Raw genomic sequence first — 15,958 nt, forward strand, 5'->3', positions numbered from 1 at the left:
TTAATTGCCTATCGAATACATGTATTCGATAGGTATTTTTTCTTTTAAATCCCTTTATATCAGTGTCCTAAAATTCCCCTGGAAAATTTGAAACTAAGCCTACTTGTGAGGGATTAGTATGTAATTACATCAAATTTGATGATTTTAATTATTAGGAGGAATTTTATATGAGCAAAAAAAGTTATTGCTTTCTTTTGTTAAAAAGACGCGCTTGTGGTGTTGCTTTTAATTTAGCAATTGGTAAAGATTTTACGTTTAACGATTTAAATTTGGCGTCCAACGTTACATGTTCAACTGACGTACAACAAGATGTTGGTCGTTGGTTTGCATACTTTGTAAAGAACACGCCAAGTGTTCCATTTGTCATTATTGGTAAGAATAGCAACGGGAACTTAGTGTATCGTAAAACAGGACCAAATCCAATGCGTCACAAAAGTAACTGGAAAGGCGGTAACAACTAATGACTAACAACATATTCAAGCAATATCCATACTGGTTAGATTCAACTGCATGGTATGAACTTATTCGAGCAAAAAACAAAAATGACGAAGATAAGATAATTCGTTTATCTAGTCCAATCATCATAGAAAACAAATTTCTCGACCCTACTACAGGGGTTGAGAAATTGACTATCACGGATGGCAAAAATATTGAACGTATTGAAACGTCAGATATTCTAACGACACAAAAGTTACCTAGACTGGTTATGTTTGGGTTCAGCATCAATGAAAAGTACATTAAATCGCTAGGTAATGCACTACAATTAATGCGTCAATCACTGCCCATTTCTACATTGTATACAGGTGTAGGTGTCTTACGTACTGATGAAGGTACTGTCATTTCATTAGATGAACCATATCTTTCAAAAGACATCGAGCAGTCTCAGGCTGATGAAATCATTTGTGAAACAAAGTATGACTTACAACCTAAAGGTACATTTGAAGGCTGGTGGCAAATGTATCTTGATGAAGTAAAAGGAAACTTGTTACTGGAGCTTGCTGTGATATTTGGTGTTTCTTCATTAGTGACTGCGTTCTTAAAAACAAAGCATGAAGTCGAATATTTTGGCACGATATTTTCATTTATGGGGAACTCTAGTACGGGTAAATCGACTGCAGCGGCATTAGCAGTTTCAATAGCAGGTAATCCATCTAAAGGTGACCAAACATTATTCAGAGGTTGGAACGGCACCCGTAATGCAATTGAAGGATACTTAAGTAACAACTTTGGTGTTCCTATTGCCTTAGATGAATTATCAGCAGCTACCTTTAAAGATACAAATGGCTTACTTTATTCCCTAGCAGAGGGACAAGGTCGTCTACGTGCTAATCGAGAAGGAAATGTAAAAAACCCTCACCACTTTGGATCTAGTGTGATTAGTACAGCAGAACACACAATATTCAAAGATGCTAGTGCAAATGATGGTTTGAGAGCAAGATGCATCGAAATTTCTGATGTCTTTACAACAAGCGCTGACAATGCAGACGCCATTAAAAAAGGAACATCAAAAAACTATGGACACGTAATGCCGTTAGTAGCTGAATACCTTCTAAATCGTGAATCTGAAGTAATCAAGTGGTTTCATAAAGAACACGATTGGTTCAAAGCACAGCTTAACAATGAAACAAACAATGTAGGTATTCGAATGTTCAAACGCTATGCAACAATAACGACATCAGCACGAATATTAGAACGTGTAATTGCAACCCCTATCGATTTGGTCGCAGTTAGAGAGTACCTAGTTAGTTATCATGTAGATTCCATAAGTGAGCGCAGTTTGGGAGCCAAGGCGATTGATAGTGTAGTTCAGTTCGTGGCACGCAATCGTAGTAAGTTTGCGGAAAATGAAAAACTCTCCATAATGACTGAAAATTATGGCCTTATTGAGCTGAAAGACGATCACATTCAAGTCAAGATGCTTAAAGATGTTTTTAAACATATGTTGGAAGAAAACCAATACCAAGATGTAAAAAATGTAATAGATAGTTTAAGAGCAGAAGGATATATCCAGATGGATTCCGATCGGATAGCTATCAAACGTAATGTCAAAGATACTCAAGGCAAAACAAAAACGATCTTGTTCTACCATCTTGTATTGCCTAGTGAGTTTGCACCTGTTCTCGGTTTAAGCTCAAATTCTGAACCATACACACCACCGCAATTTGATAATAATACAACAAATAAGGAATTACTCAACAAATTTGTTAAAGACGGTAGAGAGTGGGAAGAAAAGGGCGATTTAGAACTCTAAATATGAATATCGCTACAACGCGCTATGTGCGTTGTAGCTCATTAAATTAATCGGAGGCATAAAAATGAAAATAAACGTCAACTTATTAAATTACACAATTGATTCAGTAGAAGTCGATGATCATCAAAAACCTATTGTCGTTAATTATATCGACAGATACTACCATATGCAACAATATGTATTAACTGAAACGGAACAGAAGCTACTAAAATTTTATCACTTGTACCCTGAATTCATAAATGAAAAAGAGATAACTGAACATTTTGTCCCAAGTACACGGTTAGAACGAATAACAATGCAACATGTTATCAATTCAATATAATTTGATATTTGGAGGTTGAACCATATGGACGAATTAATCACATTACTCGCTGATTTAGTGATTGAAGAAATCAATCACGCTGATGACTAATAATAACGCCCAACACCTGATTGGTGTTGGGCTCATCTATAAATTCGTTCATAAATATATATTATCACTTCGAAAGGAGGAAACACGATGAAACAAGCAATGGGTTACTTACGTCAAAGTACAACAAAACAACAATCACTTCCGGCACAGAAACAAGCCATCAAGGTATTAGCCGAAAAACATAATATTCAACACATTACCTTTTATAGCGATAAACAATCAGGACGTACTGATAAGCGGAATGGTTATCAACAAATTACTGAACTGATTCAACAGGGACAATGTGACGTATTATGTTGCTATCGTCTGAATCGACTTCATCGTAATCTAAAAAATGCATTAAAACTCATGAAATTGTGTCAAAAATACCATGTCCATATCTTAAGCGTTCATGATGGCTATTTTGATATGGATAAAGCATTCGATCGGCTCAAACTCAATATTTTCATCAGCTTGGCCGAACTAGAATCTGATAATATAGGCGAACAAGTTAAAAATGGTCTTAAAGAAAAAGCTAGACAAGGCAAACTCATCACGACACATGCACCATTTGGTTATACCTATCGCAATGGTACATTCACAATTAATCAAGATGAAGCACCAACAGTTAAGGCAATATTCCATTACTACCTACAAGGCTATGGTTATAAGAAAATTGCGCAATACCTAGAAGAAGATACTAAGCTAATCAACCGAAAACCCTATCAAGTACGTAACATTATTACGAACCCTAATTACTGTGGACGTGTGAATAACAAATACGGTACTTTTGATAGAATGTTCCCATCTATTATCAGTAAAGCAATGTATAAAAATGCTCAAGCAATCCGTAATAAGAAGCAACTTCACTGTATACCTTCAGAGAATCAGCTGAAACAAAAAATAAAATGTCCTTGTTGTGGTTCAACCCTTACCAATATGACCATTAGAAAAACCAATCATTCATTACGTTATTATGTCTGTCCTAAAAACATGAATGCATCACATTTCATATGTGACTTTAAAGGTGTAAACGCTGAGAACCTAGAAAAACAAGTCTTAGAATCTTGCCAAAAATTCTTTCGAGGCCAACATCTCTATTCGAAGATCAAACATGCTATTGAGAAACAACTCAAAAAACAAAAAATGCATAATACTAATAACACATTAACTCAAGAAAAGCTTATTGAAAATTTAGCACAAGGAACAATTGATGTAGAAACATTCAGGAATCAGTCTCAATCAGTGCTTCAAAAGCGCAAAACCATATCCTCAATAAGTGATACTCAGTTACAAACATCGCTACAAAAGGTTATACAGAAAAGTTTCACGTTAAACATGCTGTATCCCTATATTGATGAAATTCATATTACTAAAAATAGAGAATTAAGCGGAATCTATTTAAAAAATGAGCCACTAAACATCGTTAATCAAACGATACAATCATCAACTGGCTAAACAAGAAAGGATGAATCAGTTATGCAACAACTCAAACAAAAACGTGTCGGTATCTATGTTCGTGTATCAACGGAAATCCAAAGTACTGAAGGCTATAGTATCGATGGACAAATCAATCAAATTCGAGAATATTGTGATTTCAATAACTTTATTGTTGTAGATGTATACGCTGATAGAGGTATTTCTGGAAAATCTATGAATCGACCAGAACTACAACGTTTGTTAAAAGATGCGAATGAAGGTCATATCGATTGTGTCATGGTGTATAAAACGAATAGACTCGCACGTAATACATCAGACTTACTCAAAATTGTTGAAGACCTTCATCGTCAAAATGTCGAATTCTTCAGCTTATCTGAACGTATGGAAGTCAATACTTCTTCTGGTAAGCTCATGTTACAAATACTTGCGAGCTTCTCAGAATTCGAACGTAATAACATTGTCGAGAATGTATTCATGGGCCAAACGAGACGTGCACAAGAAGGCTATTATCAAGGCAATATTCCACTTGGCTATGAGAAAATTCCAGACAATAAACATGAACTCATGATAAACCAACATGAAGCCAATATTGTAAAATATATATTTGAGTCATATGCTAAAGGTCATGGATATCGTAAAATGGCTAATGCCCTCAATCATAAAGGTTATGTAACAAAGAAAGGTAATCCATTCAGTACTTCAGCTATAGCTTATATCCTTTCCAATCCCTTCTACATTGGTAAAATTCAATTTGCGAAGTATAAAGACTGGAATGAGAAACGACGTAAAGGTCTTAATGACAATCCTATAATAGCTGACGGGAAGCATTCACCTATCATTAGTCAAGAACTATGGGATAAAGTACATTCACGTATGAAGCAAGTTAGTCAAAAACCCCAAGTTCATGGAAAAGGAACCAACCTATTAACAGGTATTATTCACTGCCCACAATGTGGTGCACCAATGGCAGCTAGTAACACAACGAACACATTGAAAGATGGTACCAAGAAGCGAATACGCTATTATTCTTGTAGTAACTTTCGCAACAAGGGGTCAAAAGTATGTTCTGCGAATAGTGTTAGAGCTGATGTGATTGAGAAATACGTCATGGATCAAATACTCGAAATTGTCAAAAGTGATAAAGTCATTAACCAAGTCTTAGAACGTGTCAATCAAGAGAATAAAGTCGATATTGGTGCATTGAACCATGATATCGCTTATAAACAACAACAATACGATGAAATCCATGCGAAACTAGACAACTTGATTAAAACAATCGAAGATAATCCAGACTTAACAACAATACTCAAAGAAACAATCCATAAATATGAAACACAACTGAATGACATTACGAATCAAATTAATCAACTGAAGCAACAACAAAATCAAGAGAAAACATCATATAATACGAAACAACTATCCGCTGTTTTACGTCGCATATTTCAAAACGTAGAATCCATGGATAAATCACAACTCAAAGCGTTATATCTCACAGTCATTGACCGAATAGATATTCGTAAAGACGAACATCGTAAAAAGCAATTCTATGTCACATTAAAACTCAATCATGAAATCACTAAACAACTCTTCCATAATACCCCTATCGACGAAGTGCGCCTCAGCACTTCGTCTTTATTTTTATCTCAAACACTCTATATTCATATATAAGTATAAGTGACTTTTTTAGCTTCTTGATTGAGTTAGGTATACAATAAAATTATGAACAATATTAATTTAGAGGAAGGATGTTTTAAAATGGGAAAATTACAAGATAAAGTCGTCGTTATTACAGGTGGTGCACAAGGTATGGGAAAACTTCATGCCAAAAAAGCGATAGCTGAAGGCGCAAAAGTCGTGATAACTGATATTAATGATGAATTAGGTCAAAAAACAGCTAATTCTCTTGGAGACGATGTTTTATTTATCAAACATGATGTATCTAAAGAAACAGATTGGAATCATGTCATTCAAGAAGTTATGAACAAATGGAATCGAATTGATGTATTGGTTAATAATGCAGGAATCACATACAATAAAACAATTGACCAAATATCATTAGAAGATTATATGAAGATTGTAAATATTAATCAAGTATCTGTATTTTTAGGCATCAAAACTGTATCAAAAATTATGAAAAGTCAAAAACAAGGGTCAATCATCAATATTTCTTCAATGAATGGTCTTGTTGGTGGTGCAATTGGCTATACAGATACAAAATTTGCGGTCAGAGGTATGACAAAAGCTGCGGCTAAAGAATTGTCTCCATACAATATTCGAGTTAATTCAGTACACCCAGGTGTTATAAAAACACCAATGTTAGAACAAGACGATGTTAAAGAAGCCGTTAAAGAATTCGAAAAAACAATTCCAATGCGAAGAGTTGCGCAACCCGAAGAAGTATCTAAACTTGTATGTTTCTTAGGGTCTGACGATGCTTCTTATTCTACAGGATCAGAATTTGTTATAGATGGTGGTATTACTGCACTATAAATTATAAATCAATTAAAATATAAATAGTTCTCTTGAATAAATTTTAGGCGAAGTGCTGAGGAGCACTTCGCCTTTATTTTTTCCTTAAACAAGCTAAATTTATACTTGTTGTCCTTTTGTCATACAATAACACTTTTCTAACTTATAAATTCAGTTTACATATAAGTACAACTCAATGTGAAGCTTATATTGATATGACAAAAGAACATCCCTAAATAATAAAACAACGGGATGACAATGGGATTTGATAAATACAAGTACGAGAAGGATTACGCATGCGTAATCCCGAAATCCCATTATTATTTATAAATAAATAATATAAAAAGGGAAAGTAAGTCACAATTACACCTACAAATCTAAATTATATAAATATATGGCTATATTTCCTGAGAAATAAGCGGGATAACGGGATTTCCTTGTCATATCAACCTTTCTCACAAATAGTGCTTGGGATATTTTCTTAATAACAATGGGATTCATAAACGAAACAAACTTTTTTTGAAGCATATATTATCTATATGGTGTATTACATGTATACATCAAAAACATTATAGGAGGTCATGACTATGACACTAGAAAAACAACTCAAACATTATTTTACAGATTTATTTAGTTTACCCAAAAATGAAAAATGGGAATGTGAAGCCATTGATGAAGTCTCTGACAATATACTACCTGATCAATATGTCAGACTTGGTCCACTCACTAACAAAATACTTCATACGTATACTTACTACTCTGATACCCTTCATGAAAGACATATATATCCCTTTATCCTCTACTATAAGAAACAACTTATCGCGATTGGTTATATTGATGAAACAAACGATATGGACTTCTTATATCTACACAACACTATCATGCCCCTTTTGGATCAACGATACTTACTAACAGGAGGACAATAATATGCATAAATATATAAAAATCACACAAATAGTCATTACAGTCCTAAGTGAAATCATTACTTGGATGAAAGAATCAGAACGAAAGGAAAACGCTTATGAATAGATATATCACTCGTGGTATTGCCCAAAACTTACCTACCACATTACAACATCAAATATGGCAACTCATCTCTGAACATGAAAACGAACAGTTCAAGGAACTAGAAGCTATAGATTACTTTCATGTCTTCCAGTTCAACATGCACAATAACCAATTATATATCAAACACCAACAAGAACGACCAGCGTACGTAAAAACGCATAAGGCAAATGTCAAACAGTCTATCGATATCAATAAGGTCTACATTATAAAAGAAGATGACGTAGACCTTTCTTATTACATTATGTTATTACCAAATGAATATTAAGGAGATAAAATCAATGGAAAATATCACAAATACACTTGTCACTACTGCAATATTTGACGAAAAGAGAACTCACCGCTACTTACTAACAAAGACATGGGACGATAGCAAGAAGACTGCTACAGTCATCACAATGTATCCAAACTACGATGGCATTATAAATATCGATCTCACTACACAACTCATTATCAATCAACTATCACAACAAGATATTGGTACAGTGCACTTCGTTAATCTTTATTCAAATATCACTACACCTAAAAACTTAAAGCATTCGAAGGATGCTTACGATAAACACAGTGACATTCATATTATGAAGGCTGCTTCAGATAGTGATGCAGTGATACTAGCTTGGGGATCATATGCCAAAAAGCCGAACGTCCAGGCTAGGGTTGGACAAGTATATGAATTACTTAAAGAACATAAGAGGAAAATTAAGAAGCTCATCAATCCAAAAACTAACGATATTATGCATCCATTAAATCCTCAAGCAAGACAAAAATGGATTCTAAAAGGTTAGTAATTGAAAAATGCTAACTTTTCCTTTTTATAAAGTAAGAATATGTTCTAGCAAAGTTACTTTATGATATAATATAAAATCGAGTTAATAACATATTAAACTGAGGTGAGACCTATTAAACCAATAATAAAATACCCTGGTGGTAAAAGCGCAGAGTTAAAAATAATTAAAAAATATCAACCAAAAATTATTGACAATTACATTGAACCATTTGTTGGGGGAGGAGCTGTTTTCTTCGACACACTTCCGAAGAACAAATCATTCATTAACGATAGCTCAAAAGAACTTATGCTTTATTATAAAGCAATTAAAAATAACGATGAAAAATTCATAACATTTTTAGAAAAAATAAACAATATTTGGATGAAAACACGAAACATAATTATTGATAACAAGGGCAGCTTAATAAATAAATTTTATAATAATACAAATGAAGAAATTACAAACTTTATTTGTGATTCACTTATAATTACTAATGTTTCTTTTGCTAATTTAAATGAAGAGTACGATAATATTCTAATTCAAAAAATTAAAAAAAGCTTAAGTGATAAACTAAAAAGAACTGTGGTTATAGCAAAAAAAAATGATGGAATCAGTGATGAAGACTTAATTGATAACATAGAATCCGGTATAAAATCTGGTATATATACTTTTATTAGATTTTTGTTCAACAACTATAAAGATTTAAATATTGATGATTCTATATTAGCATCTTTATATTTTTTCATAAGGGAATACTGTTACTCGTCAATGTTTAGATATAACAAAAAAGGGTTTTTTAACGTACCGTACGGTGGTATTAGTTATAATAAAAAAAATCTAACTACTAAGATTAATATGATGAAATCAAAGAATTTATCAGAAAAAATGTTATATACAGAACTTTATAATAACGACTTTGAAGTTTTTTTAAATTCTTTAAGCCTCAATCCAGATGATTTTATTTTTCTAGACCCCCCATACGACTCAGATTTTTCTACTTATTCTAATAATAAATTTAATCTTCACGATCATAAAAGATTACGAGACTTTTGTAAACAAACAAAAGCAAAATTCTTATTAGTGATAAAGAATACTGAAAATATATATGATCTTTATAAAGAATTCTATATTTTTTCATTTGATAAAAAATATTCAGTTAGTTTCATGAATAGGAATAATAGAAATGTAAACCATTTGCTAATTACAAATTATCAAATTTAACTACAAACCCCAATCAATGTTATAATTATTATAATTAAACATTTAGGGGTGAAAGTAGTGGATAGATTATATGAACGAGATGTGCCAAGAGTAATAAGAAAATTATTGGATATTTATGGTGAATTGACAACAGCAGAAGTAATTAAACATATCAACGAAGTATATACACCTACAGGAATTGATTTGGAACCAATACCTAATCGTAATGACACTAAATATACTCAAACAATTCGGAATCTTGCACTTCATAAAAGAGAACAATTAAAGACCGGAGATATTGCTTTTCCAGAAGGTCTTATATTAAGTATGGATGACACTAAAAACAAAGATAAGTATAAATACACGCTTGCAATAGTAGGTACAGATAGTAAGCCAAGTACTCCACTAAGCAGTGATCAACTAGAACAGCGACGTATAAAAGGTGAAAATTTCATTGGTAGAAAAGTTAATTTTGAAGATATCCACACTAAAAACAGCGAACTTGGACTTCTAGGTGAACAATTTGTGATTTCTTTGGAACTTGAAAAAGCGGAAAAACTTGGATTATCAGAAATGGTTGCTCACACTTCTCAAGATGAAGGTGATGGTACTGGTTATGATATCGCTTCTATTGACGAAAATGGAAAACCAATTTTTATAGAGGTAAAAACTACAACAGGTAATGAAGAAACTCCTTTTTACATGTCAGAAAATGAACTTAACTTTTTTAAAATATATCAAGATGAAGTTTTCTTATACAGAATTTTTAATTTTGATAAAGTAAACAAAACTGGTGAACTAAAAGTTTACGAGGCAAATGAAATACTTTCTAGTTTCAACTTTAGACCTAATGGTTATAAAGTTTCAAAAAATTAGATACCATTTAAAAATGTGATGTGATAAAAAAAACCGCATCATTTATGATATGCTTCAGCGTATCGTTTTATACTAGGGTTTTTATAATAATAATGGTCCTTACATTTTCAAAGACTAAATTCACGTGTAGACATGTTGAATGCGTCTTATTAGGGTCTAATCTAATCAAACAAAAATTTAAGAGAGAAATCATATCTACAGGTTTTTTAACCAGAAGATTATTTTGATCTATTTCAAAAATTTTCAAACCGTTCTTAAAAGTGTATTTTTATAAACGTATGATAAAAGAGAAATTTTAGTCGCTTACTTCGTTTCAAGATATTACTGATACAATAAGGTTAAAAAATCGGTACGTTTAACAGAACAAGTGTAGGTATTATAATAAACGTTTTTGATTTTGATGAAAAATAAGCTGTTCAATTTTTGATTGAACAGCTTTACCTAGTTATCCTTACTTTTATTCTTTTACCCTCAAAAGGCGGAGAGCATTCAGTATTACAATAATAGCAGCTCCTGTATCACTTAATACGGCCATTCATAGTGTAAGTATTCCCAAGAATATCAGAACAAATGCCGCCAACTTTATTGTGATGGAAAACCAGGTGCGGTTGGGAAAATCCCCTTCCTGCGATTACCGTTCACAAACGCCCAAAAAGAGCAACTGGCCCTTTTAGCTCTGGGACTGTCTTGGCCTAGAGAAGGTAAAACCTTTCCCACTTAAAAGAACGGAAAAAGACGCTCTGTCCTGGCATTATCTTTGGCTCGACGCTTGCCCCCATACGGATATTAATCGTTTCGAAACTTTTAATACAGTCAATTTAACTTTTGAATGTAAACTGGCTGCCTTAAGTCACTGTTTATGATTTTATGCTTCCTATGCTCTTTAATTGCTTATTTGACCGCCCGTATGATAAAAACGGTATGCAAGGCATTGTTTTTACTCATAACATCTTTATTAGATTGCTCTGTTTTTTAGTGTCCAATGTTATGGGAGCATTGTAGAATCCACACTTCAAAGTTCATTCATGTCAATCGATTCGTTCATTATTTAGATCTTAATAATCGAAGTCCACTTAGTATAACAACTAAAGTACTTCCTTCATGAACAATTACACTGATTGTAATATCAGTTAATCCTAACAAACTAACGACAACTAAAAAGGCAACAACTGCCATTGAAAAAATAATATTTTGCCTAATAACACGACCCATATTTGAGGAAATTTTATGAGACTGTACTAATTTAGATAAATTGTTCTGCATTAAAACCAAATCAGATACTTCTACTGCCACATCAGTACCGCCCCCCATAGCTATACCAACATCAGCATTAACAAGGGCCGGTGCATCGTTCACACCATCTCCGACCATGGCAGTAACTCCAAATTTTTCTTTTTGTTCTTCTATAATTCTGGATTTATCTTCAGGCATTACATTAGCGATAACTTCGTCTATTCCCAATTGTTCGCCTACAGCTTTTCCCGTCATTTCCGAATCACCAGTAATTAAAGTCGTGTGGATACCAAGTTTCTTAAAGTAATTAACTGTTTCTTTAGCATGCTCATTCGGAATATCCATTAGAGCTATAATCCCAATAACTTCTTCATTTTCTGCTACGTATACAACCGTCTTTCCTTCTGATGCCCAATCATGATTGAACTGGGTATACTCTTCAGAAGCACTTTCAAAAGAACTAGGCTTACCAATACGATAATTTTTTCCATTATAATCTCCTGTCAGACCTTTTCCAATTTGATTAGTAACTTCGATGTCTATTTTATTTTTAACTTCAAATTTTTCTAAAATAGCATTAGCGAGTGGGTGATTGGATTCCTTTTCAAGGGCGACTATAATATCAATAATATTTTCTTCGTTCACAGAATGAGTGAAATAGTAATTTGTTACTTTAGGTTCTCCGTTCGTAAGGGTTCCTGTTTTATCGAAGGCAATTGCATCTATATCCGCTAATTGTGATAGGTAAGTACTTCCTTTTGAAAGCACGCCTTTTTTAGCTAGGTTAGATGTTGTAGACAATGTTACAGATACAGTAGCTGCTGCCAAAGCACACGGTGAAGCTGCGACTAAAAGCACTAATCCCCTGTAAACACTTTGCGACCATGTCCAATCAAATAGAAAAGGAGCAAGTAACATTACTAATGGTATTGCGATTAAAACTATATTAACATATTTAGGCTCGAATTTTTGAATGATACTGGCAGCTTTTGTTTGATTATCTTGGTTTTGACTAACTAATTGTAAAATTTTAGAGAATACAGTATCCTTGTTTTCCTTAGTGACTTCCATAGTAAAAGTACCTGTTCCATTAATCGTACTTCCAAAAACTTCGTCACCCTTAGACTTCTCTTTCGGTATACTTTCTCCATTAATAGAAGATTCATCAATTGAGGTAGTACCGGATAAAATAATCCCATCAATTGGAACTTGATCACCGTTCAGCACTTGGAGTTGATCTCCAACTTTTAATTCACTGACATCAACAATTTTTGTGTTTCCATCAGGTAGGATTAATTTAGCTGTCGTTGGGTTCATTTCGAGTAGCTTAGTAATTTCTCTTTTACTTCTTCCTTCAGCGTAATCTTCAAGAAAATGAGCGCCGGAAAAAATAAGTATCAAAAGGGTTCCTTCCCAAAAACTCCCTATCAGAGAAGCCCCGATTGCAGCTAATCCCATTAGAATATGAGAATTAGGAGTGAATTTTCCCTTTAATTTAGTATTTTCAACTGTCTCTCCAATTCCTTCGAGAATAATTACATGGTAGCCGGCTGTGATTGTGGCAATTGAAAATAAGATGTTTTGTATTAATAAATTTGCATCACTTAAAAAAAGCCCAATTATAGCCAACACTAAGCCAATAAAATATGAAATAATTGGCATTTTTCCGTGATCATGATCATGACTATGATCGTGGCTATGACTTTCGTGTGCTTGTTGCTCTTGAATATTTTTCATTTCTATCACCTTTCTAAATAAATATGATATATCGGGTTCCAATATATTCGCAGTAAGCTTTACTAAACCAGGACGTTAATTGACCACATCCAAACTTTTTGTATCCAATAATACATCCTATGAATTTATCAACCGTATTCACTAACCCTCTCTGCTACACCCATCTCACTTTCCTTCGAGATATCATACAACGCTTTCCATTCTGTTTTTTTGTTTTCCATATCCATTGCAAAATCCCCTTTTCATATGCCTATAATATTGTTATATGATCATATAACAATATTAATGACGTGAATTATTATTAACACTCATTACTGGTTTACGGAATACTAGTGATGACAGGCGTGATCGATCGCCTGTTTTAGCATATTCATAGTATGTTCATCATCATGGGAATAAAACAATATTGTGCCTTCCCTTCGGAATTTTACTAACCGTAAATTTTTCAAGAACCGCAATTGATGGGAAACTGTTGATTGTCTAAGATGTAGCGTTTCAGCAATACCGTTTACCGAATACTCCTTATAAAAGAGCAAATGGAGAATCCGGATTCTCGTAGGATCACCTAACGCTTTAAATGTTTGCGATACGACAAATAATGTTTCATCATCTAAGTCCTTATTATTTACTTCCTCTAATTCCTTTTTTTCTTCCATTATCCTTCCCTCACTTTAGGTTTCAATTCAAAACCTTATATATAATAATCACTATTTATCTACATATATTAATATATGTTCATATATATGATATAACAATCTGAATAAAGAATCAAATAATATTTAATATGAATTCATATATTTTGTTTTGATTTTTTAGAGTAAAATAAACAAAGCCTTTTTAAGAATAGTGGGATGAGTGCAGTATGGATGATCGGGCGTTAGCTTCCGCACTTGGAATTGGTGTTGGCGGTGGACTCGCTTGGATAATGGAAGGTTTTCAAAGTGGTCATGGCTTTATTTATTCATTATGTGCAGGCCTTATAATTGGCTTATTATTTTTTGAAATGATTCCGGAAAGTATTGAATTAGGCGGGTGGGTAATTTTACTCGGTGGAATAGCAATAGGCTTAGTATTATTCCAATCCATTCATCTATTAATGGATAAAATTACAATTATCACTAATAGTCATCAAAAAGATATTTTCGTTCGATCGGGGGTACTTTTAATTATCAGTATAGCAATTCATAATTTCCCTGTTGGCAATATTCCTTTATTTGTGTAATTTGACCATTAATACTAAATTTATCAATGTCTTGAGAAATTGTTGAAACTCTAACATAACATCCTACAGATTTTCTTTTCATTTCTTTCATATTTTTCATCCTTTCATTAATTAAGCAATCGATGATTGCGTAGCTTGGTTTACAATGTTTAGCGGTTCATTTTTGAAATAGATTCCCACAAGGCTTTTGTTTTTAGAAATATGAATTTCATCAATATATCGGTATAACATGCTTAACGTGAAGTGTTGTTGAATTACATTTTCAAAAGACCTTTGAATTTGTTGCTCATTTATTGATAGTGTTGGTTTTGATTGTTGAAGTAACGATTGAGATTGTTTTCTGAACGTTTCTGCATCGATGGCTCCTTTAGCTAATTTATCTATCAATTGTTCTTGTGTAAGTGTGCTCCTAGTTTCTAGGGCCCTTTGTTTTTTGATCCGTTTTTGAATTACATCATTGGTTTAAAGATAAATTGAAGGATGAAATAAATAATACTGGTATTCGTATGTTTAAGCGCTATGCAGCTATCACTACTTCGGCCAAGATTCTCAGTCATGTTTTACCTACAGATATTGATATCGCTAAAATAAGAGACTACTTTATTGATTATCATGCTCATACAGTCTCTGAACGATCACTGGCAGATAAAGCGATCGAAGTCATTACGCAATTTGTAGCACAAAACCGTGGTAAGTTTTCTGATGACAAAGCGTTAAAGAATATGATGGAGAACCATGGACTAATTGCCTATGATACTTATAGGATTAGGTCAAGGATGCATTCTTGCACCACTTACTAGCGCTGGTATTTATAAAGTTGATAGTAAAATAGCTGGCGCAGCAAGCGGCATGACTAATAGCATGCACCAATTAGGTGGACCCGTAGGTTTGTCCATTATCGTATTATTCACCGCTCAAATTACAAACATAATCATTTATTATCATATAGTTATGTGGATGATAGCAGGTTACATGATTATTTCATTTATTATCATCATCTTTTCACAGAAAGAAGAGATACAATGATTAGTTTCTATATATAACACCATAAAGTAGATTCATAGTTTTATACAACCGAAAAATTCCCATGATATTTTCCAATTATATATACTTTCATGATAAGGTTATATTTTAAAATACAAAAACAAAATTTTCACCTTTTAATTCTTCATCAAAAGGTCATTTGTTATAGGTCTCTGCTTATCGTCTAATAATGAGGTTTTTAATATAAATTATAAAAAAAGAAACCAATTGAGCATTGGTTTCTTTTCGTCACTCTTCATTACTTCTCGTTACTTCTCGTTACT

General features: G+C 33.1%; 15 protein-coding genes and 2 pseudogenes. 14 read left to right on the top strand and 3 right to left on the bottom strand.

Features of this window, described 5'->3' with window-relative positions:
• Positions 1–167 precede the first annotated feature (167 nt).
• The 11 genes from ssb (at position 168) to KA833_RS14000 (ending at position 10,459) form a co-directional block, all read left to right on the top strand.
• Entirely contained in the window at positions 168–461 is a 294-nt protein-coding gene (ssb, locus tag KA833_RS06515) for a cassette chromosome ssDNA-binding protein (RefSeq protein ID WP_037576829.1), read from the top strand.
• A complete protein-coding gene (gene cch1 / locus KA833_RS06520) occupies positions 461–2,251 on the top strand; it encodes a cassette chromosome replicative helicase (RefSeq protein ID WP_210128562.1) in 1,791 nt (596 codons plus the stop codon). The genes ssb and cch1 overlap by 1 nt, the downstream gene beginning before the upstream one ends.
• A gap of 64 nt (positions 2,252–2,315) precedes the next feature.
• Complete coding sequence (locus tag KA833_RS06525; protein ID WP_070817192.1) at positions 2,316–2,573, top strand: hypothetical protein; 258 nt, start codon at positions 2,316–2,318, stop codon at positions 2,571–2,573.
• A gap of 177 nt (positions 2,574–2,750) precedes the next feature.
• Positions 2,751–4,100 (top strand): cassette chromosome recombinase CcrA, encoded by a 1,350-nt coding sequence (gene ccrA, locus KA833_RS06530; protein ID WP_210128563.1) that lies wholly within the window; start codon positions 2,751–2,753, stop codon positions 4,098–4,100.
• Between the two features lie 21 nt (positions 4,101–4,121).
• Positions 4,122–5,750 (top strand): cassette chromosome recombinase CcrB, encoded by a 1,629-nt coding sequence (ccrB, locus tag KA833_RS06535; protein ID WP_210128564.1) that lies wholly within the window; start codon positions 4,122–4,124, stop codon positions 5,748–5,750.
• 87 nt (positions 5,751–5,837) lie between these two features.
• Positions 5,838–6,572, top strand: coding sequence for a glucose 1-dehydrogenase (locus KA833_RS06540; RefSeq protein WP_061054987.1), 735 nt, complete (start codon positions 5,838–5,840; stop codon positions 6,570–6,572).
• Positions 6,573–7,138: 566 nt separating this feature from the next.
• Positions 7,139–7,477, top strand: a complete 339-nt coding sequence (locus KA833_RS06545; protein WP_210122428.1) for an SAUGI family uracil-DNA glycosylase inhibitor — start codon at positions 7,139–7,141, stop codon at positions 7,475–7,477.
• Positions 7,478–7,572: 95 nt separating this feature from the next.
• Entirely contained in the window at positions 7,573–7,884 is a 312-nt protein-coding gene (locus KA833_RS06550) for a DUF960 family protein (protein ID WP_210128565.1), read from the top strand.
• A gap of 13 nt (positions 7,885–7,897) precedes the next feature.
• Entirely contained in the window at positions 7,898–8,401 is a 504-nt protein-coding gene (locus KA833_RS06555; RefSeq protein WP_210128566.1) for a DUF1643 domain-containing protein, read from the top strand.
• A 105-nt stretch (positions 8,402–8,506) separates the two neighbouring features.
• Positions 8,507–9,604, top strand: coding sequence for a DNA adenine methylase (locus tag KA833_RS06560; protein WP_210128567.1), 1,098 nt, complete (start codon positions 8,507–8,509; stop codon positions 9,602–9,604).
• 57 nt (positions 9,605–9,661) lie between these two features.
• Complete coding sequence (locus KA833_RS14000) at positions 9,662–10,459, top strand: protein NO VEIN domain-containing protein (protein WP_210128568.1); 798 nt, start codon at positions 9,662–9,664, stop codon at positions 10,457–10,459.
• A 1,044-nt stretch (positions 10,460–11,503) separates the two neighbouring features.
• Here KA833_RS14000 and KA833_RS06570 read toward each other — a convergent pair.
• A complete protein-coding gene (locus KA833_RS06570; protein WP_210128569.1) occupies positions 11,504–13,429 on the bottom strand; it encodes a heavy metal translocating P-type ATPase in 1,926 nt (641 codons plus the stop codon).
• 329 nt (positions 13,430–13,758) lie between these two features.
• Positions 13,759–14,085, bottom strand: a complete 327-nt coding sequence (locus KA833_RS06575) for an ArsR/SmtB family transcription factor (RefSeq protein WP_031920602.1) — start codon at positions 14,083–14,085, stop codon at positions 13,759–13,761.
• A 206-nt stretch (positions 14,086–14,291) separates the two neighbouring features.
• Here KA833_RS06575 and KA833_RS06580 point away from each other — a divergent pair, with 206 nt between their 5' ends.
• Entirely contained in the window at positions 14,292–14,651 is a 360-nt protein-coding gene (locus KA833_RS06580; protein WP_001631039.1) for a ZIP family metal transporter, read from the top strand.
• A 111-nt stretch (positions 14,652–14,762) separates the two neighbouring features.
• Here KA833_RS06580 and KA833_RS06585 read toward each other — a convergent pair.
• Positions 14,763–15,101: pseudogene (locus KA833_RS06585) on the bottom strand (cassette chromosome recombinase CcrA); the annotation flags it as partial.
• 8 nt (positions 15,102–15,109) lie between these two features.
• On the opposite strand from KA833_RS06585, the pseudogene KA833_RS06590 reads away from it, so the two are divergent.
• Both KA833_RS06590 and KA833_RS06595 read left to right on the top strand, forming a co-directional pair.
• Positions 15,110–15,430, top strand: a pseudogene (locus tag KA833_RS06590) (cassette chromosome replicative helicase); the annotation flags it as partial.
• Positions 15,402–15,677, top strand: coding sequence for a hypothetical protein (locus KA833_RS06595; RefSeq protein ID WP_210126962.1), 276 nt, complete (start codon positions 15,402–15,404; stop codon positions 15,675–15,677). The pseudogene KA833_RS06590 and the gene KA833_RS06595, both read left to right, overlap by 29 nt.
• Positions 15,678–15,958: the final 281 nt, after the last annotated feature.

The sequence above is a fragment of the Staphylococcus sp. GDY8P67P genome, from assembly GCF_017892545.1.
Taxonomy (GTDB): domain Bacteria; phylum Bacillota; class Bacilli; order Staphylococcales; family Staphylococcaceae; genus Staphylococcus; species Staphylococcus ureilyticus.

Excerpts from the sequence above, each read along its gene's own strand:
- ssb (WP_037576829.1), top strand. The coding sequence starts at position 168 with ATGAGCAAAAAAAGTTATTGCTTTCTTTTGTTAAAAAGACGCGCTTGT.
- cch1 (WP_210128562.1), top strand. The coding sequence starts at position 461 with ATGACTAACAACATATTCAAGCAATATCCATACTGGTTAGATTCAACT.
- KA833_RS06525 (WP_070817192.1), top strand. The coding sequence starts at position 2,316 with ATGAAAATAAACGTCAACTTATTAAATTACACAATTGATTCAGTAGAA.
- ccrA (WP_210128563.1), top strand. The coding sequence starts at position 2,751 with ATGAAACAAGCAATGGGTTACTTACGTCAAAGTACAACAAAACAACAA.
- ccrB (WP_210128564.1), top strand. The coding sequence starts at position 4,122 with ATGCAACAACTCAAACAAAAACGTGTCGGTATCTATGTTCGTGTATCA.
- KA833_RS06540 (WP_061054987.1), top strand. The coding sequence starts at position 5,838 with ATGGGAAAATTACAAGATAAAGTCGTCGTTATTACAGGTGGTGCACAA.
- KA833_RS06545 (WP_210122428.1), top strand. The coding sequence starts at position 7,139 with ATGACACTAGAAAAACAACTCAAACATTATTTTACAGATTTATTTAGT.
- KA833_RS06550 (WP_210128565.1), top strand. The coding sequence starts at position 7,573 with ATGAATAGATATATCACTCGTGGTATTGCCCAAAACTTACCTACCACA.
- KA833_RS06555 (WP_210128566.1), top strand. The coding sequence starts at position 7,898 with ATGGAAAATATCACAAATACACTTGTCACTACTGCAATATTTGACGAA.
- KA833_RS06570 (WP_210128569.1), bottom strand. The coding sequence starts at position 13,429 with ATGAAAAATATTCAAGAGCAACAAGCACACGAAAGTCATAGCCACGAT.
- KA833_RS06575 (WP_031920602.1), bottom strand. The coding sequence starts at position 14,085 with ATGGAAGAAAAAAAGGAATTAGAGGAAGTAAATAATAAGGACTTAGAT.
- KA833_RS06580 (WP_001631039.1), top strand. The coding sequence starts at position 14,292 with ATGGATGATCGGGCGTTAGCTTCCGCACTTGGAATTGGTGTTGGCGGT.
- KA833_RS06595 (WP_210126962.1), top strand. The coding sequence starts at position 15,402 with ATGATACTTATAGGATTAGGTCAAGGATGCATTCTTGCACCACTTACT.